The organism is Paenibacillus sp. Soil766 (assembly GCF_001428105.1).
In the GTDB taxonomy this organism is placed as follows: Bacteria; Bacillota; Bacilli; order Paenibacillales; family NBRC-103111; genus Paenibacillus_E.
Genome location: NZ_LMSJ01000001.1, coordinates 170,513 through 196,598 on the forward strand (window position 1 = coordinate 170,513; position 26,086 = coordinate 196,598).

At 43.4% G+C, this 26,086-nt stretch carries 12 protein-coding genes; all 12 read right to left on the bottom strand.

The window, feature by feature from the left end:
* Nucleotides 1–3: 3 nt before the first annotated feature.
* A complete protein-coding gene (locus tag ASG89_RS38375) occupies nt 4–3,483 on the bottom strand; it encodes a carbohydrate-binding protein (RefSeq protein WP_063867615.1) in 3,480 nt (1,159 codons plus the stop codon).
* A gap of 454 nt (nt 3,484–3,937) precedes the next feature.
* Nucleotides 3,938–7,159 (bottom strand): family 43 glycosylhydrolase, encoded by a 3,222-nt coding sequence (locus tag ASG89_RS38380; protein ID WP_157276471.1) that lies wholly within the window; start codon nt 7,157–7,159, stop codon nt 3,938–3,940.
* 346 nt (nt 7,160–7,505) lie between these two features.
* Nucleotides 7,506–9,167, bottom strand: a complete 1,662-nt coding sequence (locus ASG89_RS00585) for a response regulator (protein ID WP_057308364.1) — start codon at nt 9,165–9,167, stop codon at nt 7,506–7,508.
* A 388-nt stretch (nt 9,168–9,555) separates the two neighbouring features.
* Complete coding sequence (locus ASG89_RS38120; RefSeq protein WP_321166457.1) at nt 9,556–9,702, bottom strand: aspartyl-phosphate phosphatase Spo0E family protein; 147 nt, start codon at nt 9,700–9,702, stop codon at nt 9,556–9,558.
* Nucleotides 9,703–9,843: 141 nt separating this feature from the next.
* Nucleotides 9,844–12,360, bottom strand: a complete 2,517-nt coding sequence (locus ASG89_RS35240) for a carbohydrate-binding protein (protein ID WP_082592521.1) — start codon at nt 12,358–12,360, stop codon at nt 9,844–9,846.
* Nucleotides 12,361–12,546: 186 nt separating this feature from the next.
* Complete coding sequence (locus ASG89_RS00595; RefSeq protein WP_057308365.1) at nt 12,547–14,151, bottom strand: extracellular solute-binding protein; 1,605 nt, start codon at nt 14,149–14,151, stop codon at nt 12,547–12,549.
* A gap of 68 nt (nt 14,152–14,219) precedes the next feature.
* Nucleotides 14,220–15,092, bottom strand: coding sequence for a carbohydrate ABC transporter permease (locus ASG89_RS00600; RefSeq protein ID WP_057308366.1), 873 nt, complete (start codon nt 15,090–15,092; stop codon nt 14,220–14,222).
* A gap of 13 nt (nt 15,093–15,105) precedes the next feature.
* Nucleotides 15,106–15,960, bottom strand: coding sequence for an ABC transporter permease (locus tag ASG89_RS00605; RefSeq protein ID WP_414813233.1), 855 nt, complete (start codon nt 15,958–15,960; stop codon nt 15,106–15,108).
* A 397-nt stretch (nt 15,961–16,357) separates the two neighbouring features.
* Nucleotides 16,358–17,212, bottom strand: a complete 855-nt coding sequence (locus ASG89_RS00610; RefSeq protein WP_057308368.1) for an AraC family transcriptional regulator — start codon at nt 17,210–17,212, stop codon at nt 16,358–16,360.
* A 280-nt stretch (nt 17,213–17,492) separates the two neighbouring features.
* Nucleotides 17,493–19,280, bottom strand: a complete 1,788-nt coding sequence (locus tag ASG89_RS00615) for an S-layer homology domain-containing protein (protein WP_057308369.1) — start codon at nt 19,278–19,280, stop codon at nt 17,493–17,495.
* Between the two features lie 75 nt (nt 19,281–19,355).
* Nucleotides 19,356–24,479, bottom strand: a complete 5,124-nt coding sequence (locus ASG89_RS00620; RefSeq protein ID WP_057308370.1) for a cohesin domain-containing protein — start codon at nt 24,477–24,479, stop codon at nt 19,356–19,358.
* Nucleotides 24,480–25,014: 535 nt separating this feature from the next.
* Nucleotides 25,015–26,085, bottom strand: a complete 1,071-nt coding sequence (locus ASG89_RS00625) for a Gfo/Idh/MocA family protein (protein WP_321166461.1) — start codon at nt 26,083–26,085, stop codon at nt 25,015–25,017.
* Between the last annotated feature and the right edge of the window lies 1 nt (nt 26,086).

The following is a 26,086-nucleotide window of genomic DNA, read 5'->3' on the forward strand; positions in this document are numbered from 1 at the left end:
CAATTATTCAAGTATCTTAGTTGCAACAAACGCAATATCCAGAATGTCGATCTTATTATCAGCATTCACATCCGCAGCTTTAGCAGTTGCCCAATCTGCGCTTGTGGAATCCTTGCCATAATGGTAAGCAACCATCGCCAGATCTCCCACATTGATGCTTCCGTCATTATTCATGTCTGCAGACTTCATCACCGCAGCCTTGAAGATATCCACCGCGCTGCCCAGTGCTGTTACGGTACTGTCAACCTGAGACTGTGTTGCACTTACATTGTCATTTACAGCTTTTGCTGCGTTAATGGCAACGCCAAACGCATCTTTCGCAGTCTGCGGATATTGACCCGTTTGTGTTCCAACCACAACAGTGTCAAACAGGCTTTGTGCATTCGCAATCGCAGCTGTCAATGCGGATTTATCTACAACAATTTCCACGCTGCCTACCGCAATGTTCTTACTGCTAAGAGCTCCCTGAATCACGGTTCCTTCCGGACCCACGCCGAAGTTAACCTGGGTAGTTGCAATCGCTCCCGTCGTATCATGAACACCAGCCTTAACCTTGAAGTTCACATTTAGGACCGGTGTACTTGCTCCAGTAACCCCTCCGATATTAGCGGCAATAAGTCTTACTTTTCCAGCCGTCAACTTATCCTCTTTAACGATCTGGATATTGTTGTTGGCACCTGTCGCACTAACATAGTCAAATACGTTGGCATCATAAGACAAGGTGATGTCTTGGGCATAAACACTTTGAGCCAAATTGTCTAGATTTACGGCAACTGTGAAGCTGCTACCCGGCTTCACACTGCTGTCCGCCGAAATTGCAGCAGTAGGCACTTTTTGTTCAGGCCAGATTGGATCAGTGGTTGCATTGCTTGTGGTTAACAAGATCCGGTCAATAATCAAACCAGATTCCCTTCCCCACAAATTTAATACATGCTCGCCAGCGGAAACATTTATCGTCGTACCGCCTGTCACTGCTGTACCGCCATTACTGAGATTAACCCATCTAAATTGACTGTTACTCACATTCTGAATGCCATTGGATGTGAATTTATATTGATTATCCAATCCTACGTGGATGGAGTCCGTTTGGAAATTTCGACTCTTGGCAAGTAACCAAACATTGTAGGTTCCCGAAGCTGGAAAGTTAATCTTATAATTAAGCCTAGAACCAGCAGCGAGGCTGGCCGCATCAGTCCCTGACGTTATTGCCGTAGCATCGTCTGGGCCAAATAACATGGCTTTCGTTGACTGTCCGTCAACCAGGGACCAAGTATGTCCATTTATGGTGCCATATACGTAAGCATTAACTGTGTTTTCTGCTGCAGCCTCTGCTTCGATGGCCACCACGGCAGGCGTATTGACACTTACATTAATTTGCGTTGTTGCTGCATCGCCTATTGTTCCTTTATAACTTACAGTAACATTACTTGTTCCACTGGTTTTGGCTGTAATTGTACCGTTTGCAACATCTGCAACGGCTGGACTCGAATTCGTATAAGTTGCTGATTTCGTTACATCCTCCGTGTGTCCATCCATATACTCTGCTGTTATTTTAAATGTGGCGGTTCTGCCAGTATCCAGTGCGAAAGAAGCATTATCAACGGTTATCTTCTTCACCGTCAGCTCACTGTTCAAGTCTTTTACTTGTAGATTGAGTGTATCTGTTTTACCGCCATAGCTTACGTTGATGGTTGCTGTACCATACCCAGTACCCGTTACTACTCCGTTGCTGACACTAACAATGCCGCTTGGCGATGATGTTGAAGTTGCTTGAGCAGTAATATCTTCACTGGTTCCATCAGAGTATACGGCAGTAACCTTCGTAGTTGCCTGGTTCGTTCCAGATACAATATCAATCTTTTGTTTATCAATAGATGCATTAATGGCAGCTAATTCATGAACAGCGCTCTTTTGCGCGAACTGCCAAGAATCTACCTTGAAGAGATTGCCTGAAGATGCTCCCCTGTACACCATATAAACATCATGAACACCCGCAGCACCTGTAACATTTGTTGTTTCTGTTTTCCAAATGTTGTCTCCGCCTGTGTTGGAAATCGGAAGTGTCCCAATCAAGGCACCGTCGGCACTGTCAAGACGGAGTTCAATCGTGCCACCAGCCGAACCGCTTGCAACAGTAGCCTTAAAGATTCCGGCTCCTACATCACCGAAGTCGACTTTGGAAACGGCTGTCCAGTCTCCATCACTAATGTTGCTCACGGCCAGGTTTATACTACTTACCATTCCGCCAGGTTCGGTAGTGGTTTCCGTAGATATGCCTCCGTTCCAACCGATGGTTTCAGCCTCAACTCTTGTATATGGATTGAAATTTTTCAACTGCGGGACACCTTTATAATCTCCAGTAATATTTTGAATGACTCCGTTGGCATCCATATTTACCTTATTGATGTGTGCGTTGCGGTATCCGTGTGGTTGCCCCCCCATTTGAGGTACCGTCCCACTTTCAGCTAATGCTTTCGCAAGGGTCTGAGCATGGTAGACGATATACCATTGGTCGTTGAATTCAAAGACGGCATGGTGATTGTTGCCTCCGACACCGAAAAAGCTCGCTGGATTAGGCAATATGGTTTTAACATACGTAAATGGACCCATTGGATTATCACTTACCATATAAGCAATCGTTCCAGTTGGAATATCCGCTGGGTGCCCGCTTGAGAAATTCGTACAATAGGAATAGTAGTATTTTCCATTGTATTTATGGATACCTGAGTCTTCAAACAACCAAGGCGGATTAATACGTCCTAGTGTTCCGCCGCTTGCTGTCAAATCCAAACTAATCATATCGGCTCCGAGCTTTGCCACACGTGCTGTCCCGGGGTCAGCCTCCTTACCAGTCGGTACACCGCCTCCAAAATAAATATACCCGCTTCCATCATCATCAACTAACACCGCTGGATCAAACAGCCATGTAACATCACTAGCTCCTGGAGTGTTTCTATTCACCAGAGCTTTTCCAATTGGATCTGTAAAAGGACCGATTGGACTGTCCGCAGTGAGCACCCCTATTCCGTTTGCACTATCTGCAAAGTAAAGGAAAAATTTCTCCTTACCATCTATCGTTTTATGTGCGGCTGCTGGGGCCCAAGAATTATTAGCCCATTTGGCTGCTCCTTGCGCACCGGCTACAGGTATTTCACCGTGGTCTGTCCAATTAATCATATCGTCAGATGAAACAACCGTAATCTTATTAATCTTACTATATCCGTTATCTTTAATTGTCCCGTCTGCATTGTATTCAAATACATCATTGGTCATGTAAACATAGACTCTGCCATTATATACCATGGCATTCGGATCAGCACCAAACTTTTGCGTAAATAACGGATTAGCGTTGCCAGGAGTTTTGCCGATTGCTGGCGTGACCGTAGTTGTCGCAGCTTCGACCCTCTCTGTAATTACTGGGCTTGATGTAAGAACAACAGTTAAAGCCATTGTGACACCAAGCATTTTCTTCCACTTTTTCATAGAACAACCTCCACCATCATGAAATGATTTTTATTACGTTAGACATCACATTTCTTATTGCAATCTACTTTTTGTTTTTACCTTAGACACCTGCCCCTCCCTCTACACCACGGCAAGTAAAGCGTTTTCACCAACGCTGACACAAAATAAATGTCTTATCCCACTCTGCTTCCTCGTACTAAACAATTCTCATGACTACCATTCTGCTTCTGACTGCTTTAATTATAACTTTGCGATTTGGAAATCACGATGTAATTTCTTTGTTAAAAAGTTGAAATTTTAGGTGGGAATTTGCACGAAGTGAATGTCAAAAATGAGTAATCTTAGACAAATAGGGCGAACTAATTGATTATTTTTTTTGGGGCTTTTCTAGGTAGTAAGCTCTATCCCATAGTGACCTTTCATGTTTAGGAATAGAGCTTACTATCATTCAGTTTTTGTTAGCGTTTATGACCTATTCAAGTATTTTGGATGCAACAAACGCAAGATCCAGAATGTCAATCTTATTATCGCCATTCAGATCCGCAACTTTAGCTGTTGCCCAATCAGCGCTTGTGGAATCCTTGCCATAAAGGTAGGCAACCATCGCAAGATCTCCCACATTGATGCTTCCGTCATTATTCATGTCCGCAGACATAATCGCCGCTGCCTTGAAGATATCAACTGCACTGCCCAGTGCTGATGCGGCACTGTTAACCTGGGACTGTGTCGTACTTGCATTGTCATTTACTGCTTTCGCTGCACTGATAGCAACGCCAAGTGCATCTTTCGCTACTTGCGGATATTGACCAGCTTGTGTTCCAACCACTGCAGTGTCAAACAGACTTTGTGCGTTCGAAATCGCAGCTGTTAAGGCGGACTTATCTACAACGACTTCCACACTGCCTACTGCAACGTTCTTACTGCCAAGAGCTCCCTGAATCACGCTTCCTTCTGGGCCTATACCGAATTTAGCCTGGGCAGTTGCAATTGCTCCCGTCGTATCATGAACACCAGTCTTGACCTTGAAGGTCAGATATAGAACTGGTGTGCTAGCTCCAGTTACTCCTCCAATATGAGCTGAAATGAGTCTTACTTTTCCAGCGGTCGACTTATCTTCTTTAACAATCTGAATATTGTTGTCTGCACCTGTTGCACTCACATAGTCAAATACATTGGCATCATAATTCAAGGTGATATCCTGGGCATACACACTTTGAGCCAAATTGTCTAGATTCACCCCCACTGTAAAGCTGCTGTTAGGCTTCACACTACTATCCGCCGAAATTGCAGCAGTGGGAACTTTCTGTTCAGGCCAGATTGGATCAGTGGTTGCGTTACTTGTGGTTAACAAGATCCTGTCAATAATTAAACCGGATTCCCTTCCCCACAAATTTAATTCATGCTCGCCAGCGGAAATATTTAAAGTCGTACCGCCTGTCACTGCGGTACCGCCATTACTGAGATTAACCCATTTAAACTGGCTGTTACTCACATTCTGAATACCATTGGAAGTAAATTTGTACTGATTATCCAACCCGATGTGAACAGAGTCCGTTTGAAAACTATGACTCTTCGTAAGTAACCATACATTGTAGCTTCCTGTGGTTGGAATGTTAATTTTGTAATTAAGCCTGGAACCTGCAGCAAGGCTTGCAGCATCAGTCCCCGTCGTAACAGAAGTTCCATCATCAGGACCAAATAACATTGCTTTCGTGGATTGTCCGTCAATAAGCGTCCATGTATGGCCATTTGCGATACCTTGTACATAGGCATTTGCTGAGTTTTCTGCAGCCGTTTCCGCCTCAATGGCCACGATGGTTGGCGTATTAATATTAATGGTATAGACTGCCTGCAGACCATCCTTGCTTACAGTCACTGTAGCCTTTCCTGGTAGAGCCATTGCTTGTGTAATCGTGACATTTGCGTCAGTGTCATTTGAAGCAGCTGTAACTTGCGGGGGTGCTGAACCTGCAGGAAGATCTACGGAGTAGGTGTATACACTTGAATTAAATCCACTAAGTTGTACGCCATTCAATTGAAGCGATTTAAGATTCGTGTCGAAATTTGATCCCGACAACTTGTCATCTAATTTAAAATAATCAAAATCAACATAACCACCTGTTGTTTTTGTTGCGTAATTAAATAATGCAAATCGGTAGCCCATAAAATGCGGGAGTGTATACGACATTTGGAGTGTATTTCCTATAGAAGCCCAACGTTGACCATCAAGACTGAAATAGAAATAAGCTTTATCTGTCCTATTCTTAAAATCGAGTTCAGTCCTTAAGTAAACAGTATTTTGATTTAGAGGGATACTAGCTAATTCCACTGGCGATCCTGAACTGCCATTCACCATGATGACAGATTTCGTATTGCCGGACATTTTGACGCCAACATATCCATAGTTTTTTTGAAATGCCGCAATTCCAGCATAATCCCCATCTTTCATATTGCTAACATCCAAAGCAATCGTTCCTGAACTTTCTGGCCCGAAGGTTCTTTGTGTAAGAGAGTTTCTTGCATTCAAAATATCAGTGCTCGTTTGTCCTGTCTTAAGTCTCAGATACCCGGTTCGATCAGTTAAAGACCAGAACCTATTATCGGGATTATGGTTCCATTGCCATACAAGTGAAAGGTTGGAGCCATTATCGTCATTCTCACCACTCGCTACCGCTGTGTGATAAGCTGCGACCTTATCTGTTCTCTGATCGAAATTATCTGATGAAACCCATGACTTCGAAAGTGCCGCTGGAATTTCCGTATCATTGACATCCCCGAATATAGGCCACCCATCCTGACTCCATGTCATCGGTACAATATAAGGAATTCGCCCCACTGATCCGTAATCTTGGAATAAAACGCCATACCACTTTCCGTCAGGGGACTGAACAACTCCCCCTTGCGCTACACCAGCACTGTTAGAATTACTACCGGATTTTAAAGCAATTTTCCCTTCATATATGCCATCAATCGTATCCGCTCTGTGTACTAATTCAGTACGAATACTACCTGAAGGCCATGAGATGTTGAAAATATAATATTTACCATTAATTTTATAAATGTGAGAGCCTTCAGCTCCAAGACCGCCAGAGCCTCCTGGAGCACTTGCATTTTGAATGATTGTTTTATTCATTCCACCTGCTTTGATAGCTGTGGCATCGGCTGTAAGCTCAATTATTTTAATCGTTCCATTTCCATAAACCATATATACACGTCCGTCATCATCAAACAGCAAGGACATATCATGATAAACGCCCCCAGCTAATTCATACTTTTCCCAAGGGCCTTTTTCTATGTCCGTAGTCTGAAAAATATAGGTCTTACCAATATCATTAGAAGCAAATACCACATAAAACTTGCCGTTATTGTATCTAATGCTGCTTGCCCATGAGCCCTGTCCGTATATGTTCTGTCCATTAGAAAGCGTTTGCTTGTCATTAGCAGCTAAGATATCGTAAACATAATTGACGATTTCCCAATTTACGAGATCCTTAGACTTCATAATTGGTACTCCAGGGTTCACGTGCATCGTAGTACTGGTCATATAGTAAGTATCGTTTACCCTAATGACATCAACATCCGGTACATCCGCCCAAATAATTGGATTTTTGGCAGTACTCTCTGCTGCGTGTGTCATCTTGTTGCCTGGTAAACAACTTACTACAAATGTAAAAACTAATAAGAATGCAAACATTTTTTTATATATCAATTTGAATTTCCTCCCATTCTGGCTCAAATTTAAAAGTTAGTTTTTAACCATTTGGACCAATGACTTGAACTCTCATGATTTCAAAAGCAGAAATTGATTGCGCTTTAAAATTTAGCTATAAGCATCTCGTCTCCTTTCTGGTTAATATTTCCTTTATTATAACTGTGTCGAATTATAATCACGATGTAATTTCTTTTTATTAAAGTTTACTTTTTTAGGAATTGCAAAAATTAAAGGACACTGGTGGAATTTGATTCCGCAAGTGTCCTTACTAGCAAAATGAGTGCATTCGTTTAGGTTCATGAGGTTGCTCAGATAGGATTAGTCATATTTATCGCATGATAATCTGTTCACTAACATCACCACGCTCCATGACTAAAAGGGCGTTGTCTAAATTCCCATTTTTCTTAAATTCCGTGGTGGTCATCCCCGTTATTCGTTTAAACAGAGTTGAGAAATAATGAGAGTCGTTATAACCAACGAGAAATGCAATTTCAAATGATTTGAGCGATGTCGTCTTAAATAACTCCATCGCTTTACGTATCCGATAATGCGTCAAATACTCAATAAACGTACGACCTGTTTCCTGACTGAAAACTTTGCTTAGATGGCTGGAACTCACCTTGACATACTCCGCAGCATCTTGAAGTGAAAAGGTGTCATTATTGTAATTCGCATGTATATATTCCTTGACACTTCTCAGCATTTCACCATATCTGTCGTTAGTTTGAGAACGCCATGACCAGAATTGATTCGTAAGGCTGGTCAAATATTGGACAGCCTCTTCAGTGGTACGTACCGTTTTAAGAATTTGCTGTAATTGTTGGAGCGTTTCTTCAGGCGAATCCCAGTGCCGGTACATGTCCTTAGCCGAACGGAAAACCTCCAAAGTTAAATCGTTAAGAATGTAATAGCCGATTGGAGCTGTGGACCAATCAATTCCGCTCAATGCCGAAGCATATCCCTCAATAAACGATGACAATTGTGAAGAGGATCCTATTTTCAAGAAATTAACAAACAAAGTGCGGTCCAAGAAGACGTACTGCTCCATAGAGCCTGAGAGCGATTCCCACAGTGTGACCCGGTTTTGGCTTGACAGTCGCCTCCAATGCATATCCTCAACGGCTTCCAGAAAGGAGAGGTGAATATTCATAAGTCGCTCCTGTACGCTACCGATACCCAAAGCGATTGAAATCGAGGCAGCGGGGACCTGCTCAGTATTTATATTTAGTATTTCCTTGAATATTTCCAGCTCATACTTGATTTGTTCCAGAGTCTCTCCTTTAATCAGCCAACAGATCTCGGTGCGGCTTCGCTTGAAATGTAACAATTCCTTATGATCGAGCACGTGTTGAAATTTCTTAATTAAATCATTTTCTATTTGACTCACTAAACGGAGATCTGATAATGGCTTGTCTTCAAGCGTACGAACTTCTGAGATGACGACAACATAATACTGCGCTTGCAAATCAAGCGACAACGACATACCGAGTTGAATAGCTTCGACCGTTGTAACAAATCCGCTGCACAGATCATTGAGCAATTTCTCGCGCGAAATTTCCGTTTTCTCCATCTCGCTTTGCCTCAACTTATCAATGTTAGCCTTAATTTCTCGCTCCTTATCGATCAACTCGCTTGTGGAACGTAGTAGCTGGATGAGATCTGAGGGACAGATTGGCTTCAGACAGTAATCGTGTACCCCCATCCGCAATGCTGTTCTTGCATAACCGAAATCCTCATGTCCCGTCAAAATGATGATTTTCACTTCCGGATTCCGTTCTCGGACGATTGCGCTTAAATCCAGACCGTTCATAAAGGGCATCATAATGTCAGTAATGACGATGTCGGGACGTAATTGTTCGATTAAAGTTAGTGCCATTTCCCCATCGGGTGCGTCTCCGCAATAAATAAAGCCCTCTTGTTCCCATTGTGTGTTATCTCGTATCGTTTCCCGAATCAGAATTTCATCATCAACTAGCATGACCTTTTTCATTTCGTCTCACCTTTTTTCCATTTGAATGAGAAGGGCGACTAATGTACTTGACTGCGGCTTGTTGCTGATTTCAACTCTGTAGTATCATTTCCCCTTTTGAATACAGACCCTTAATATAAAACGCTTTCAATGCTTTACAACAATTCTCTTATTTACTATTTTAACAGTCTATACCCCAAAATTTAATGAACAAACTTTCGATATTTTGTAATTTTATCGGATTTTCGTATATCGAAATTAGTCCATGCCGGCATATCCACCTCATCCCTTCGTGGCATTGTTAAACACTCCGAATCAATAATCAATGAAAGGTTAACCAGATCATTCTGGTTAACCTTTTTGTGAAAAATTCTCAATTGGTTCAGAAAATAATGAGATATTGTTTTGGTCACACCAATAATTCGATAATAAGATCATCTAATTCCTGAGACAATCTCAGTACTGCATCTGAACAAAGATCTTCACTTTTTCCAACATAATTGAGCTCATTCCTTTTGGACTCGATCGCAATTTCGATATACAACACTTTATCCACCTCTTTAATAATGAAAGAACGGTAGTTTTTTCATCTTATAATTGTATTATAAATATCAGTATGAATTGATTCCATAGATAAACTAAATACGGTTTGTACAAAGTATGGATCCATCGACAATCCCACTCTGTTCAAAGAATATTATTCAAGTATATTGGATGCAACATACGCAATGTCAATAATATCGATCTTATTATCGTTGTTCATATCTGCAATCTTAGCTGTTGCCCAGCCAGTGGTGATAGAATCCTTTCCGTAATAATAAGCTGCAATTGCAAGGTCACCTACATCGATTCTTCCGTCTTTATTAAGATCTGCGGACTTCGTAACTTCAGCCTTGAAGGTATCTACTGCGTTGCCCAGTAATGTTACGCTACTATCAACCTGGGACTGTGTCGCACTTTGGTTGTCTATGACAGATTTTGCTGTGTTGATGGCAGCGCCTAATGCATCTTTGGCTGCCTGCTGGTATTGACCAGGCATTGTGCCGACTACTGCTGTGTCATACAGGGTTTGAGCATTCGTAATGGCTGTTGTCAATGCTGTCTTATCTACAACCATTTCTGTACTACCGATTGCAATGCTCCTACTGCCAGGAGCTGCCTGAATAACGGCACCGTCAGAATAAGCAAGATCTACCTTAGAAGTTTCAATCGTTCCAAACGTATCCTGGACACCTGCCTTTACCTTGAAGTTCAAATTCAGAGCCGTTGTGCTTGCTCCCATTATCCCTCCGATATTGGCTGCAATGAGTCTAATTTTTCCTGCAGTGGTACTGTCCTCTCCAACAATCTCGATGTTGTTGTTTGCCCCTGCCGAACTCACATATTCAAATTTATTGGTATCATAGGTCAAGGTAATATCTTCGGCATAAACAAGTTGGTCCAAGTTGTTCAAGCTGACTGCCAATGTAAAGCTGCTCCCAGGCCTCACACTGCTGTCTGCTGTGAGTGCAACTGTGGGTATTAGGTTGCCCGTATTAACATCGGCTACAAAGGTTGTAACACTTTGGGCAGGTAGTTCAGCTGTAAATGAACTGTTCGACACATTAATGGAAGCTCCGACTGCAAGATTCTTGCTACTGTCTGTTACCCATGAAGCTACTCTCGATGCTGACTCGTTCTGCAAAACAAACTTTTGACTCACTGCTGTATTACTTTTATTCACTGCGACAATAACCGCCTTATCGTCACCCTTATAAGCAGATGTATAAATCTGCGGTTCGGGATTTTTGGTAGCTTCAACCCTTACGTAGCCATTGCGAATAAATTTCGAGTAATGTGCCATCATGTATCCACGCTTGCTTATCGTGCCGTCCTCTTTCATGGGACCATATTGCCTGCGGATGTACCACCATACATATGTTTGAAAATTCCCTTCTACCATGGCATTATACATATGCTCTGCAATACCCAATGCCTCGGGCCAGCGATCTGCCGAATCGTTCTCACTATTCGGAGTGTATACTTCCGTCATCCACAATTCTTTCCCCGCTCCCTTTTGTTCGAAAAGTGGGTAAGGGAAATCTTTATAAGTAGTGCCATACGTGTGGGCACCGAGAATATCCATATTTGCAAGAGCTTCCGAATCGTTCAAAATTGGGTCTGACATTCGTTTTACGTAAGAAAATGACTCAGGTGCTATAACCCTATTATTTATGGATCCAGCATTTTCTTTCATAAACCGAAGCATTTCCTCGGGGCTCCACCATGTCCAATCATGTGCATAATCAGGCTCATTTTGAACAGAAATCGCATACAGATTCACACCGTTGCTCTTCATATATGTATCGAATTCGTTCAGGTACTGCGCATATTCATCGTACATATCGTATTTAAGCCGTTTTGATGTTGAATCTTCTACATATGGGGAAACATTGATATTATCAATATTCGGTCCTTCTGTACCAGTAGTTACTAGTTTTAAAGTATTGGTTCCGTTCTTCATGGATACCTGGATTGATTTTTCTCCCCAAGTTGACGGGCTGCCGGTTGCTGCAAAGGCCACATTGCTAAGCACTTTCGTCCCATTAACATATACATCCAGATTGCTTGGCCCATCCTGCAGCGCATACCGAACTCTTATATTTTTTGTCCCTGTACTGCCTATAGTAATGTTATTCCACTGAATAGCTGCATTAGATGAAGCTTGAAAGTCGACATATCCGGTACTGCTATAGCCCGAATTTGTACTATCCACCGCGGAGCTGGTCAATGTTGTCCCCATCTCAGCTTCATAAGTGGTGCCGCTGCCCGAGCTACTACCAAGACTGAAAGTTTCGAGCATCTCACTTGGAGGGTTCCATGGTGAAGCAAACACGATTGCTCCATGTTCTATCGCCTTCTTTGCAGTTTCCAATTCTCTTCTCCAGTTATTTTTATCTGGGTCTATAAAAATTCTCAAAACAGTAAAGCCCAACTGATTATTTTCGTTGCCAAAAGCTGTTTCTCTTTGAGCTGGTGTTAAATCTCCAATCCATGCAGGGTGGTTCATGCCTCCAAAACCGCGAATTACTTGCTTTTCTGCCGATAAATCAACGATTACATCGTTTGCTGATGATGCCGCTGAAACCTCAGTCGTTGCAGTCACAAAGAATAACGGCATCACAGTTACACATGCCAAGAGTACACTAATTGATTTTCTAATCCGTGGTACCATAGTTTTCATCTCCTTAATTGAAATCGCTCTCAATAAAAGTTTAATAAAATAAAGATTGGAATTACATGGATTATTTTATTTGAAAACTTTAATTTTTTTGGATTTCCTTCTATTTTCTTAAAAGGTGGAATGATGAAACTCGGTTCCCCCACTGAGAGAGAACCGAGTTCCTTAGGCTGTATAGCGTTATTTTGGGTAGGATTGTTGATACGCCTGTCTTCTTTCTTTCATAACTGCTTCGCCTCCGGCATCCTTCCATTCCTTAAGTTGCTGATCATAAATACTGTCGACTTCGGTAGACTTGGCAGTAATAATCTTTGCAAGCATCTGCTTGACCTTGTCGTTCAGAATCTGCGAATACTTAATTTCCGCCTGAATTGGAATGTCCACGCGTGGGCCTGTATAGCCGTCACGTGCACCCGTCTTAATACTGCTGATGGTGAAGTCTTTAAATTGCGGGTCGGTCGCATTGGCTGCCATGTTCTTTTCTGGTGTGTCCGTACTCACGTATTTACCATTCATTATCATGGCGTAATCTTGATTATTAAAAAGGATTTGGTTGGCTTCAGGCGTTGTTAAAGCGAACGGAATTCCATCGTCTCCAATTTTGTAAGAAACCCCTTCTTGTCCGAATTGCAGTGCGATAAGATTCTTCGGTTCCGCCATCCAGTTCAAATATTTGATAACCGAATCAACGTTCTTACTTGCTGCTGGAACCATCAGATAAACACCGCTAGGAGAATACATTGGTTTAGGATACTTGCCGTTCGATGCTTTGAACGGATCAATCGTCGCGAGCACGGCTTGAGGATTGTTCTTCTTCAAGTTCGCATAGTAGCCACTGTAAATCGGATCGTTTGTGTTCGGTGTAGCAGACCCTGCGAGGCCATTAACAACTTGCTTGTTGAACGTCTGACTGAAGTCTGCCGCAAGCGGGAAGTCTTTATCAAGTAGGCCTTCGTTGTATAGTTTGTTTAGGAACTTGAAAGCTTCCTTGTTACCAGGCAGTGTCCACCCGTCTGGATCAGCGAATAAGTCCTCTTCGGTAATCTTATTCCAATCCCAGAACGAGTTGGTCAGCGGTTTAATATGGAACATATCTATCAACGTAAAAGGAATGACCTTTCCGCCAGTATTACCTGGATCCTTCTCCTTAAACGCTTTCAATGTTTGATACCATTCATCCGTCGTCGTCGGCAATGGCAGATTTAATTTATCCAACCAATCCTTACGGATAATACTTGTCGTTTGCGATTGGATGACCCGTAACGCTGGAATGGTAAATTGCTTACCGTTAAAAACGCCGTCCTTCAGTGTTGGGGCAAGTACTTTCTTCAACTGCGGTCCGTATTTCTCAATCGCTGGCCCAAGATCAGCAATTCCACCACTTTGCACGTAACTTTGAACAGTTGGCTTGTCGTACGTAAAGACGAGATCAGGCGCAGTTCCGGACGCCATTAATACATTCAGCTTCTTGACTTCCTCGGAGCGTGGGATGGTGACAAACTTGATCGTAATATTGTTCGGATCTCCAAAGTTCTTCTGAACATACTGCGTCATGAAATTGTCAGTGATCGGCGGAGCGCCTGCTGGTGCATTACTTCGATCAAACAGCTCAACCGTCAAATTGATCGGCGGACCTTTCGGTGTCTCGCTCGCACCTGTCGAACTTTCCGGAGTAGCTGAGTTGCTTGGGCTGTTTTGTGAGTTGCTGCATCCTGCAAGCGCGATAGTAGACGTCGCTAATACTGCCATTGCTACTTGAATGGTTTTGCGAAATTTTACTCGCATGCGTAATCCTCCCTTTAATCTATTAAGTGTATAGTGAATTCAACCGCTTGAAACGGTCGAGACAGCTATCAGCCTTTAACTGCACCTACAAGCATGCCAGAGATAAAATAACGTTGGAGCCAAGGGTATACGAGTAAAATTGGTACAGTTGCGAACATGATGCTTGCCGCCTGCAAGCTCTCTGGCACTGGAGAAGAACCTCCAAATCCTTCCTGGGCTGTGGCATCGTTTACCTGGCTGTTAATCACGATCTCATATAGCTTTTGTTGAATGGGATATAAGTGTGCGTCGTTAATATAGAACAGCGCATCCTGAAACATGTTCCATCGATCGACCGCAGAATACAAAGCCAATGTCGCTAAAATCGGCAATGACAACGGTAGCACTATTCGCATCAAATAACGGAAATGACCACATCCATCCATCCAGGCGGAATCTTCTAGTTCAGCTGGGAGCTGTGTGAACGATGTTTTCAAGATAATTAACAAGAATGCGTTAATGAGCAGTGGTAAGACCAGCGACCATACGCTATTCAACATATGAAGCTCTTTAATCAACAAGTAGTTTGGGATAATCCCTGGATTAAAGAACATCGTTATGATGATCAGAGCGAACAGGATGTTTTTCCCTTTAAAATTCCGCCGGCTAAGTGGATATGCAGCTAGGATCGTAGCGATCAAGCTCACAATTGTATAAATGACAACAAGCCAGATCGTAAACAATAGCGAGCGGATCATGCTTAGGTCACCAAATACGTTCTTATACGGTTCGAAATTTAAATCTATCGGCCATAATGTCACTTCGCCGGACATGATTGCTCGATTACCACTGAGCGATAACGAGAAAATATGGATCATGGGCACCACGCAGAACAAACAAAAGATGCCCAGCAGAAGCATAATAACGGTATTGCCTATTTTCTCAGCCGGATTTTGAATCATATATGTACCCCCATTAAAAAATGCCTTGATTATTGATTTTTCTCGAAATGAACTCTGCCGACAGAAGTAGAATTAATCCGACTACTGACTGGAACAAACCGACAGCAGTTGCAAGTGCGAATCTTGCGGACTGAATCCCTACAGAATATACATAAGTACTGATTACTTGAGCGTAATCCATCACATATGAGTTCTTCAGAACATAAGGTTGCTCGAAGCTGATATTGGCCATATTCCCGATCTGAAGTATGAACAGGACGACAATGGTCGGCTTTATGCCTGGTAAAGTAATATGCCAGATCTTGCGCATTCGGGTTGCACCATCCACTTCCGCAGCTTCATACAATTCCTTATTAATTCCCGTAAGCGCTGCTAAATACAGAATCGTTCCCCATCCTGCATTGCGCCAAACCCCTGCCCCAACATAAGTTGCAATCCATAGCGCCGGTTTTTCCAAGAATGGAATGGGGGAAGCGCCGATAGCCATCAACATATGATTAATCGAACCATTATTGGTTGATAGCAACTCGATGGCCATCCCCCCTACGATGACCCACGAAATAAAATGGGGCAAATACATCAATGTCTGGCTTATCTTCTTATACCATTGCACCCGAAGTTCATTTAGAAGAAGTGCTAAAATAATGGGAACCGGAAAGGTCAGCAATCCGAGTACGTTCAACATCAAAGTGTTTCGAAGTGCCTTATAAAATTCGGGCATGGCGAGAATCTCCTTAAAAACTGCGAAACCTACCCATGGACTGGCCCAAACCCCTTTAAATATGTTGTAATCTTTGAAAGCAACTATAACGCCAGCCATCGGAATATACCTAAAAATGATGAAAAATGCCATTGGTACGACTATCATTGCGTATAATGACCATTGTCTTTTCAAATAGGCAACGCCACCTCCTTTGACTGTAAGAATGGAGGTTGTAGTGCTAGCTTCTGTTTTCATTACATCGTTCCTCTCCATTTGGTGTACTCACATATGTGTATTTTTCAACATAATGTTGCTTGCTTCAAATGCTTAGGAATTTAATCCAAATTTAAGCTCTCGAAGGCTTTTATGTTTCTTTCTTTTTATACTTAAATTGTAAATTTAAGCGCTTTCAAAATCCATGGACAAACTTTATACCGTTTGTATAAATTATGGATAACTTTTTATTTCACTCATAACTGTAACAACAAAAAAATGAACCTCCGAATAATCGATAATCAGAGGTTCTTGTCCTGTTAGGACAAATCACAAAACCATATTTTGTTCAGACTGCATTCGTTTCAGACATATAGATTATCCTATTGCTTAGGATTTCAAATTCCTGTCGATCAGATCCACTATTCTCTAGCAAAATTCTGGATGGAGGGAAACCTTTTATTTTCTTGAATACCTTGCTGAAATAATAAATATCTTCAAAACCGCATTTATAAGCTGCTTCCTGTACAGTAAATTCACCGCTAAGGAGAATATTCTCGGCATTATTGATTTTCATTCTGTTTATATATTCCTTAACGGATGCACCCATGTATTTCTTAAAAAGAGTTCCAAAATACGCAGTGGTCAAGCCAGCAATGGATGCTAGCTCCTCAACTTCTATTTGATTTTGCAAGTTGCTTAAAATGTATCTAATGGATCTCTGTATTCGTTTGTCTATGTTCACATTGTTGTCTTTATAGTATAAAGCCTTGAAATAGTAATGAAGGATCATAAGCAACAATGCGCGCGCTTTCAATTCATGACCTTTATTTTTCTTTAACCATTCAAATGTCAATTCATTGTACAATGAATGTAATTCTTCGGGCTCACCGATATGAGATATTAATGGAAACGGCAGATTAACATCCTTACCTTCCATATCATAGAGTTGAATATTCAGCGCATAACTGATCATTAGATTTGCAGAGTCAGTGGTTGCACTTCGGCGACTGCCCTTAGGGATGCAAAGGAGATCTCCTTGATTTACTTCATACACAGTACCATTAATGCAGTAGTAAGCCCTTCCTTTGAAGATATATGTTAAATCGTAAAAATCTATTGTCGCATCTTCAATAATCCAATTCGGTGTGGAGTGTCTATTGATGAATAATTCAATTTGAGGATTAATCCCGACATATTCCATAGAAATTATCCTTTCTAATATAATATTTTAAAGATAACAGCCCTTGAACGCTCATACTGGAGCGCCCAAGGGCTATTAGTTTGATGGGAAATGCAAGATCTGCATTCTCCGTAAATCATTAAATTGCCTAGTTTTAGTAATTCATAATAAGTCTCGCAATGTACGCCAAGTCTGAAATATCAATATAGGGGTAATGGCAGAGATCATCAGTGCACTAACTAGGATTAAGATTAGAAATAAAGAGCCTAGGCCCTCGCCATGGCTCTCGAGAGTTACAACTTTACAGCCCCAAGAAATTATAAATAACCTGAGAAGCCTCCGCTCTAGTTCCGACCCCTTGAGGTATAAATAAATTAGCCTCTCGACCCTCAATAAGAAGCAAAGCTCTCGCGTTCCTAACATAAGTCACGGCCCACGGTGATACAATATCCTCGTCATCAAAAGCAGATCCCAAAGGCATAACAGCATCACTGTGTTGCAATCCATAAGCCCGCATGAGCATGGCGACCATTTCTTCTCGTGTAATCGATGCCTCAGGCACGAAGGCTGTTTCGCTCTTTCCTTCTACAATTCCTGCCTTTACCGCAATGGAAACCTCAGGATAGAACCAGTCCGATAGCGAAACATCCGAGAAATTGATGTTTCCTTTGTCGGTTAAATGAAGGGCTCTCACCAGTAGGGCCGTGAATTCAGCCCGAGTAACCTTCCGCTCTGGCTCAAAATTGGTGTTACTTGTACCAGATACAATATGTTTAGCAGCAAGTTCGGTAATAACATTTTTCGCCCAATGAACATTTGGAACATCCTCAAACGTTTTCGTATATTCTAAGGCTGCATATTTACTAAAATGATAAATGTCAGCTGAAATTTCCCCGTTTGCGTAGGTACCTCCTATAAACTCAAGCGCTCCGTCATCCGCTATGTAATAAATGGAGACCAACTTGGTATTTAAGGAAGGATCCACTTTTAATCGCAAAGTGATTGGCTTTGTGAAAGTTGACAAGGAAGTAATCTGATTGTCACCTGTGATTAATTGCAAACTGAATTCGTATACGTTGCCAGACGATTTTAAACCGACGTTCTGGGATTGCTGGCTACGGTCTATCAAAGTGTCAGCTTCACTAAGAGTCAGCGGATTCATAGTGAATACGAGCGTACTTTTATTTAATTGTTCCTCAGTTAAATTTCCTCTTAGCTGCAGCAATACCTCGTGAGGAATCTCCACACTAAGATTTTCCTTCTTGATCTCTAGACGCGTCTGGGGATCCGTACCAATCTGGTTTACCGCTACATTCACTTTATTGGCAGTAGCCGGAAGCTCTACGGTTTTTTTGCCTTGACCATCGTCCCTAATCTTTATCGGATCAGTGATAGGATCGGTATTACCGTCCGTGTTACTGCCAGTGTTACCACCCGTGTTTCCGCCAGTGTTACCACCCGTGTTTCCGCCAGTGTTTCCGCCAGTGTTACCACCCGTGTTTCCGCCAGTGTCACCGCCAGCGTTTCCGCCAGTGTCACCGCCAGTGTCACCGCCAGTGTTTCCGCCAGTGTCACCGCCATTACCACCATTACCTCCATTCACAACGCTAATGCTTTTCTGAGCGCCGCCAACTGCATCGAAAGTATTCAATTGGGAATCAACTAAGATAATTTTGTCTAGCACGATGTCGGCTGTTCCAGCAGTTAGGCCTGTAAAGGTAAGTGTATATAGGCTGCTATTCCCATCTAATCCCCTAATGGCCCCTAAGTTTGAATGCGCGAGCTGAAGCTGATTGCCTTTAATGATAGGAGCGACTGTAAAGCCACCTGATACATCGCTTACCGCAGACTTAAATTGGAGCTTTGTCGAATCATAAGTAAGGTTTAGCTCATAGGCATATAAATCATTCAGTTGCAATCCTTTAATACTAACCTTCAGTTCACTACCAACAGTAGTCGAGTCGGAGGTTGTTGTTAATATAAATTGGGGTGAACCTTCAGCATGTGCAGGTGATAGGGGAAGCATACAAATCGTGTATAAGAACATGATTGCAAGAATCCCTCCCATCAAGCCTTGTCTTCTAGGCATTGCTTCTTCATCCTCTCTGCTAAAATACCGGAAAGAAGGTAAATAGTTACCTTCCTCCGGAAATCATTGCTTGCTTTAGTAATTTAGAATAATTCTTGCGATGTACGCAAGGTCGGAGATATCAATCCGCCCGTTATGATTATTATCGTAACGCTTAGAGATGCTCCAGTCCGGTGAATCGGAGGTTTTATTGTAGTGTTTAGCCAGGACTCCCAAATCACCGATTGTAGCTTGAGTATGAATCGAACTATGAAATGTTTGCAGCGCACTGCTAAGCTGCGAGACCATCTGGTTTACCTGATCTTGCGTAGCTGAGGCATTCAACGCCATCGTTTGTGCGTCGCTGACTACCATCTGCAAAGCCGCTTTGGCGCCGTTTGGATATTGTCCCCACAGATTACCTTCCATGGAATCATTAAGGCTTGCGACTGCCGTTTCAATCGTACTATTTAAAGCAGTTTTATCGATTATGTTTGCGGTTATGGTAACGTTATACGCGAGGCCGCTATTCACGGTCGAGACCGTTCCGTTGTCGTCAGATACTTTAACATCTGTCAGGTATACGGAACTCGTGACCGTACTTGACGAAGAAAGTGCCTTAAACTGAAACTGAAGAAGGTCCCCGCTTCCGTACACCGCATTCGCTACTCCTTGAGAGAATGCCAAGACACGGACTTGGCCAGGCGTCACAACATGACTGTCTGCGACAGTAACTCCGGTTTTCAAGGATTGAATACCTTGAAGCTCGAGCTGAGAGGCGTTATAGTTTACGGTTATATCTTGGGCATACACACTTTGTGTTACGTTTACCAAACCGTAGTTCACATGAAATGACTGGCCTGGAATAACACTACTTATACCCGTTAAGGTCGCCGAAAACCCCGTCTGACCGATGATGGAAAGTGAATTGACACTTATACTTGCGTTTCCTTTAACTATACGCAGTGCATATTGACCATTCTCATTGGAAATTGTGCTGGTAACTCCTAGTGAAGTTAGCGTAGCATTGTTTGCCAGTAATGCTAATGCTTTAGTTTTCAATGTTTCTGCGTTATCACCAGTTGCATTTGGCACCATAATCGTGTTGCCAATTAGATCTGCCGCTTGTTCTACAGCCAGCTGGTCTGCGTTGGCATCTCCAGGTTCTGCCAATGTCTTCACTAAGGTCACATTAGTGAATGTCGCTTGCAGATCTGCTGTAGCACTTAAGTTTGTTGCATATAATTGTACTTTTGCATCCTTGAAGAAATCAGGAGTAAAGGTTGTTGGAACAGTAGCACCTGGTTTACTACTCATAATCGTCCAAGTTGATCCACCATTCGTGGAAAAATACCCTTGTGCATCGTTTCCACTCTTCACAATGCGGAGATAATAGTCTGTGCCACTCAAGCTCGTTTGACCTGTTGTATTTGAATTTGGAGTCGCGCCTGATTTACCCGAACTATTAACTTTTATACTTGTACCAACTCTTATTGCATTGATTCTAAAGAACTCACCGCTTGAAGGTTTACTGATACCAAATCCTACTTGTGTATTATCAGTGAAACTTGCATCACTCAGGGCTTTATTCACGCTAATCTTCGCTGTAAGTGTCCAGTTGCCATCTGCCGAACCTGGGAATTGCAGCATATTATGGCTATTCGGGTAATCGGTATCCGATTTGGTGGTGGTAACCGTTGCACTTCCTGCTGCATTATAGGTTACAGCATTCACTGTCGGATTGATTACCTCCCAACCTACCGGTAGCCCGCTCGCAAAGTTAATGACCTCACTCGTGCTGAATGCTACTTTGAACGTCTTTACTACAGTTTGGCCTTTAATAAAACGTACAACAGCCGTACCTACATTGCTGTCAGCTTGCGAAATACTTACTTTTACATCTTTATCATTTGAAGATGCCGTTACTACTGGTAAGGCATTACTTGTTACCGTATACGCATAATCCGTCGTAGCGGCGTCAAAATTTGCTGGTTGTGCGCCATCGATGAAAATATTATACGAGGTTATCACTTCAGGTGTTAGTGACAGCTGATCTGCATAAAGGATGTTGGAATCCTTCGCATACAGTGCCAAAACAACCTTCGCAGTGCCAGCCGGTTCATTATAAGTGAATGGTTGGTTAGGTGTCTCATGCCAGTCAGCCACCTTTACGTCAACTGGCTGGAAGGAAGTTAAACTGACCGGTCCACCCTCAAGGATGCGGCCAACAAGTTGGCCACTGGCGTTCCAGTAAGCAGGATCTCCGGCTTCACGCGCTGCGTAAGGTTCAGGCATGTCACGACCATTGATACGGGTCATGCCCAGCTGATTTCCAGTGCTGTCGTAGTAGACCAGTGCGGCTTCAACGTCACCCGGGTTCTCCGCAGCAATGTCATAGCTCTCTGGACGACTCTTCATGGCAAGGAAGTACCCCTTGAAATTGTACTTTTCTCCCTTGGTCAGCTTACTAGTCACATCCTGCCACAAGCCATCATATTGCTCTTGGGCATTGATACGGTTGGCAATTTTGCCAGAACCGGCAACTTTCGATGTGGAATTGTTTTTCAGATAACGGGAAAGGCCCGAATAGCTCTGAATGTTATCCGCAGTTAAAGCAGGTCCTGTGACGGATTGTTCAAATGTTCCATTATTGTAACGTCCTGCAAACCAATTGTTTGTATTGGAGGCAGTTGTCGTATCAAAGTCGCCATTGAGCAGAATGTTGCCCGGAATGGACACCGTCGAGTTGTTCGCAGCCGTACTCCAGTCGGAGTCATTGGCTCCAAATAGGAAGCGGTCAACGGTAATTGAACCGTTAGATACGATGTAGAGATCCTTATGGCCATATGCGCTTAAGTCGCCCGTGTCTACCATGTCCTGATATTTACCGTATTTATCATTGGCAGGCACGTAGATATCAGCTACCTGTGTACCTTTGGATAAGATATCTGCCGTGCTGTTCACAGGTGTTCCTACCGGCAGGACATAAGCTTGAAGATTGCCGCCTTTTGCTGACTTCGTCTGTGCGGTCAGATTTAACAAGTGTCTGCGGACCACACCGCCGTTTGCGGAACCATCCGCAAAGTTAAGGTTTTTGTAAGCGAGGTATGTACCATTACCTAAGGTGATAGCCTCGTTGTCACGCCCAGCATTTCCTGCCGTGTTACCAGGCACGCTGTTGTCATTTCCTTCTGCCTCAAGGGAGGAGAAAATATCGCGTTCGCCATCAAGACCGTTATAAGTGGCAAAAGTGCCCTGGGACGGTACAATGGTAACGATGCTGGCCGATGGGATGTCGATAACAAATTTGCCGTTACTAACAGGAATCGTAGCCAGCTTCTTCTGGTTCTCGCTACCCGAGGTACGGAACACAGTTACACTCGTGGTACCTGCAGGGAAGTCCTTCAGCGTGAATTCCAAGGGCTGGATGCTGTCATCATTTTTGGCATTAGATACTGTCATAGAGAAATCATTATTCATCGGGTTCTTGAAGCCGACAACATTGATATCGGCTATAGGTGCCCGTGTTACATCGAAGCGTACGTCGCCAGGCTTCATAAAGCGGGAGAAATGGCCATAGCCGTAAAAGCGTTTAAACAAACGGTATTCGCCAGTCAGCGTGCTCGTGTGTCCTGCCTTCTGCTGCGAGTTGGTGTTGACAAAGCGAATGAGATCGGAGCCGTCTGCACCATTGTTATCCCACATACTCCACCACACGAACCCATTGAAACCTGGATTGCTTGTGAACATATTCGTTAGCAGGTTGGACCAACGAACGGCGTCATTAATGTTCTGATTGCCGTACCGCTGCGTATAAGCACCGGCTGATCCGTCGCCTGTATCCTGATTCATAAACTCGGCCTGCCAGAGTTTATACCTTGTCAGATATTCCGGATACTTGGATCCATCCTTTGTATAGTCCAACGGACTTTGGGAAAAGTCACCCGTATGGTACAACTTCGTTTCATCCGTACCGATTCCGACAGTGCCATACAAGTGAGTCGTAAACGTGTCGAGATACGGGTTTTTATCTGATGCATTACCTGGATCCGTTTCAGCGAATACCGTTCCGCCTCTGCTTAGAGATGCACTGAGGTTGGTACCATCTACAGCAGCAAGCTCAGGAATAAAATCAATAATCTTACCCGTAGGATTCTTAATATCGTAGAGGGCACCGCCTGGCTGCATAGATTTTTTCAGGGTAGGGCCAATGTAGCCGTCAATAAGCTCTTGGACATAAGCAGCGGTTCCTCCCGCAAGATCAACCTCATTAAAGGGGTTGATATCGGTAATGGGAATACCCCACTGTTCCCACATGCCTCGGATATAATTGACGAGATAATCGGCATAAGCCTGGTAGTAAATTTTTACTGGCTTACCGTCAATTGTAGCTACGTCCCCACGAATGATTTTGTTAGGCGTATTGTTCGACGTATTACTCATCCAGTAAGGTACGGTCCACGTGCAGGCATAGAATTGCTTCACGCCATACTGCATAGCCTGTAACATCGTCCATACCTGATCGTAGTCGAACAGCTCTTTTCTGGTCCGTGGCGTGTTTTTAATCACTACAGGATCTTGCCCTGGTGCACTCAAGAGATTGGTTGGGCCTCCATCGTCATTTGCAATCGGTTGATTCCAAGATGGGTAATCCCATACGAAACCCTCTACGGGCACCAGCGTACCTGGATCATGTTCGGGCTCGTTGGGCCAAATACTATCGGTATTCCCGTCGTAGAAACGGTCATAAGCTTCAATTTTATATCCGTACTGGCCAGCCGTCCCCCTCATGGGAATGGGATTTCCCTGGATATCAAAGCCGGGTCTTGCGACATCTGCAAGTAAGCCTGTAACAGGATTGAATCCTGGGCTAGTTGCATTCGCGTTAGCGGTGGTGAGACTGCCGTTATCGCCGATGATCACACGCACGATGTCGTGTCCAGTTCCGTCTTTTTCGCTGAATGTCAGATTTAGCAGATGTCTTACTTTGTCCTGATAACCAGCTGCAGCGAGCTGCATCATCTGGACGGAATCTGTGAAGGCATAGGCGGCGCCTACACCATCCATTGTCTGATATTGCGTGTACCAGTTAGCTGTTACCGGAGCAGCACTAACTGCTGCATGAACCGAATTCGAAAACGACATAGGAGCAATGGCGGAGAGCATCAGTGCGCTAACCAAGTTAATTGAAAGCGACTTTCGCCAGTTATTTAAATTCATTTTACGTGTTCCTCCTTCTCGAATTGTATGCGCTTTCATATTGATGAGATACGTTCCGTACAAGTCATTGATGCCATCAGATAACGTAATAACTGCGCTAGCACTGCGAAGAGTTTTATACCGCGAGCTTGTTGTTATCGCAATAATTCTTAGCTCTTCGAGTCTATGCTTATCACTGCATGCATGCTTAGGATGTTCTCACATCTCACAATGATTCGCTGGATGCCCAGGTGCGATAGAAGGAGATGGACAGCTTGCGGGTTCTTTATCGCCTCTCCGACCAACAGCCAGCGATCCACCAAAGCAATTATTGTAGCCAACGTTCCCCCTCTTTTGTTTCATTTATTAGTTGTCCTACCTGTTACTATAGTACCAACTCGCAAGTAAGTTATATATATGAATGATCCACGAATTGTTATAAAATAGACCGAAAATGCATACAATCCACGGCATTCGCAATTTTCCTCGACAGTAAAACGATTTTCCGACTTCTAAATGAGACTGTTTTGTTGCTTTCCGGGGTGAGTAATCAGAATTATTTAGCCCAATACGGTTTGGATGTGGTTATTGTCTCACCCGTCATTATAGCTTTCTCGATCATCATGCCCAAATAGTGGTCCTGTGAAGCCTCCGCCAAACTGTAAAATTCTGGACCTCCATTAATATATTCGGCCATCTTCGCCAGACAGCTGGCAATGGCAATTTCATCGTCATATAGCCTAGCAGGAGCAAACGGGTTCCGGTACAGCCATTGTTCCCCGCAAAGAATTCCTTGCAGGAAATAGCCTTCCGCATTTTCATACTCCCCTCGGTTAATTCGCTTTAAATCCATTTGCAATGGAACCGTGTTTTCCTGCTGAATCAGAATTCGATTATCGAAAATTTCGCCTCGCTCTCCCCTTATGGAAAGATGGTTGGAACGAATCCATGATCGATGTTGGTTTTTGGTAAAGTCATATATCCCCAGCCTGTCTCCGAAATCCAGCCACGCTAGATCCCTTTGCATGGGAATCATCCTGTCCTCTGAAGGTGGACCACTCCGGGTCGGACCGCTGACCCATTTGGATTCGAAACGCATAGCTTTGATCTTAACCTCCTCAAATGTGATCCCCAGAATCCGGCGGATCAAGCTGACGGCGTGGTACAGTTGGGAAATGGAAACCGTCGTTTCCGAAACAACTCCGAGTTTTCCCGAACGGATCATGGCTAACCTAGCTTCCTGAACTGGATGAAATTGATACTGCTCGGCTACCTGCACCCGGGCACCAGTCAATGTCAGTTTGTCGTGTAGAAGTTCTAGTCCCTGCATATCTGGTGCAGGCGGCGTTTCTACCAAAACTGGTATCCCTACCTCCACTAACTTGAACAGATAGTCCCTACTCTGAGAGCCACTTACACACAGCACAAAGAAATCTGGTTGGTCATGGTTTAAAAGTTCTTCCAAGGATTGGTAGGCTGGAACCTTCCATTGTTCTTCCATCGCTTTCGCTTTGGTTGAATCCCTCACGACCATGCTGCTTATTTGAAACCGTTCTGGTAACGCTTGGGCGATCCGTAAGAAGTACTGCGCTCGAAAGCCAGCTCCACCGATAATACTGATTCTCACT

What these genes read in the sequence shown, in the direction of transcription:
- ASG89_RS38380 (WP_157276471.1), bottom strand. Translation starts at nt 7,159, where the DNA reads ATGTTTGCATTCTTATTAGTTTTTACATTTGTAGTAAGTTGTTTACCA.
- ASG89_RS00600 (WP_057308366.1), bottom strand. Translation starts at nt 15,092, where the DNA reads ATGATTCAAAATCCGGCTGAGAAAATAGGCAATACCGTTATTATGCTT.
- ASG89_RS00610 (WP_057308368.1), bottom strand. Translation starts at nt 17,212, where the DNA reads ATGGAATATGTCGGGATTAATCCTCAAATTGAATTATTCATCAATAGA.
- ASG89_RS00620 (WP_057308370.1), bottom strand. Translation starts at nt 24,479, where the DNA reads ATGAATTTAAATAACTGGCGAAAGTCGCTTTCAATTAACTTGGTTAGC.
- ASG89_RS38375 (WP_063867615.1), bottom strand. Translation starts at nt 3,483, where the DNA reads ATGAAAAAGTGGAAGAAAATGCTTGGTGTCACAATGGCTTTAACTGTT.
- ASG89_RS00595 (WP_057308365.1), bottom strand. Translation starts at nt 14,151, where the DNA reads ATGCGAGTAAAATTTCGCAAAACCATTCAAGTAGCAATGGCAGTATTA.
- ASG89_RS00605 (WP_414813233.1), bottom strand. Translation starts at nt 15,960, where the DNA reads ATGATAGTCGTACCAATGGCATTTTTCATCATTTTTAGGTATATTCCG.
- ASG89_RS00615 (WP_057308369.1), bottom strand. Translation starts at nt 19,280, where the DNA reads ATGCCTAGAAGACAAGGCTTGATGGGAGGGATTCTTGCAATCATGTTC.
- ASG89_RS00585 (WP_057308364.1), bottom strand. Translation starts at nt 9,167, where the DNA reads ATGAAAAAGGTCATGCTAGTTGATGATGAAATTCTGATTCGGGAAACG.
- ASG89_RS35240 (WP_082592521.1), bottom strand. Translation starts at nt 12,360, where the DNA reads ATGGTACCACGGATTAGAAAATCAATTAGTGTACTCTTGGCATGTGTA.